Source organism: Aliarcobacter vitoriensis (assembly GCF_003316695.1).
In the GTDB taxonomy this organism is placed as follows: Bacteria; Campylobacterota; Campylobacteria; order Campylobacterales; family Arcobacteraceae; genus Aliarcobacter; species Aliarcobacter vitoriensis.
In genome coordinates, this window is record NZ_PDKB01000040.1 from 1 (window position 1) to 1,401 (window position 1,401).

General features: G+C 28.6%; 1 protein-coding gene. It reads right to left on the minus strand.

Features of this window, described 5'->3' with window-relative positions; all coding sequences use genetic code 11:
- Window positions 1-10 precede the first annotated feature (10 nt).
- Window positions 11-1,401, minus strand: a 1,391-nt coding sequence (locus CRU91_RS12020; protein WP_235827014.1) for a methyl-accepting chemotaxis protein, incomplete at its 5' end; no start/stop codon positions are given.

The following is a 1,401-nucleotide window of genomic DNA, read 5'->3' on the forward strand; positions in this document are numbered from 1 at the left end:
AAGGGGAAGCCTAAAAGCTTTCCCACTCATCATCTTTAGTATTCTCTTTTACAACTTCTACTTTTGATTTTATATTTGATGTTGTTTTTATAGGTTTTTCTTTTGAAGTATCTTCTATTTTTCTATTTACTTTATTACTCTCTAGATTTTTACTCTTTACTTCATTTTTCCCAACAAACTCTTTAGCATTTGCATCTTCTACTATTAATTTAGCTATCTCATCTGCTCCCAATGCTATTTCATTTGTTTGACTTGCCACCATTGCATTTTGTTGTGTTTGTCTATCTAGTTCATTTACTGCATCATTTATTTGCTCTATTCCTGATAGTTGCTCTTTACTTGACATCTCTATATCTGATATTAGGTTTATTGTTTGTGAGATACTCTCATTCAACTCTTTATATCCTTCTATCATTGTTGAGGCTATATTTTTACCTTCATTTGCTTTTAATGTTGCAAGTTCAACTATATCTTTTATCTCTTTAGCTGCTTCTGCACTTCTTGAAGCTAAATTTCTTACTTCTTGAGCTACAACAGCGAACCCTTTTCCTGCTTCACCTGCAGTTGCTGCTTCTACTGCTGCATTTAAAGATAATATATTTGTTTGAAATGCTATATTATCTATTACACTTATTGCATCATTTACCAGATTTACTTGTGTATTTATTTCATCCATTGCAATTGTTGTTTTATTTGCCAACACTTCTCCATCTTTTGCGCTAGAAGTTACATTAGAAGATATTTTTGACATTTGAGCGATACTATTTGTATTATTTCTTATATTTGAAGTTATCTCTTCTAATGCTGCTGCTGTTTCTTCCAAAGAAGCTGCTGCTTCATTTGAACTTAGGTTTAGTTTATCTACATTTTCAAGTAGTAATCTTGAACTATTCTCTAATGTTAATCCATTTGACTTATTCTCTTTTAGCATATCATTTATAATTGTTGAAAGGTTATTTATACCAACTGCTACTTTTCCATTATCATTTTCTATTTTTACTCTAAAGTCTAATTTACTAAAGCTATCTAACACTTCTATTATTTTATTAATATCTACACAGATATTATTCATTGTATTTTCTAGCATTTCATTAAAGTTATTCTTTAATTCTTCTAAGCCTTCATTTGCTGTTGTTTTTTCTATTCTTTTATTTAATTTACCTGCTTTTACTTCTTCTACTACTCTTTTTACATCATTTATCAATGCTTCATCTTGAACTATTAAATTTTGTGTCTTTTTTATATTCTCATTGATTACTTTTGACATTGTTCCAAATTCATCTTCGCTATCTATTTTTATCTCTGTTGTACTTTTTGATTCTTTATTTAAAAATGCAAAAAATCCCAACAATCCATTTGATATTATTGTTAAGTTCTTACTCAACGTTCGCATATTAAATA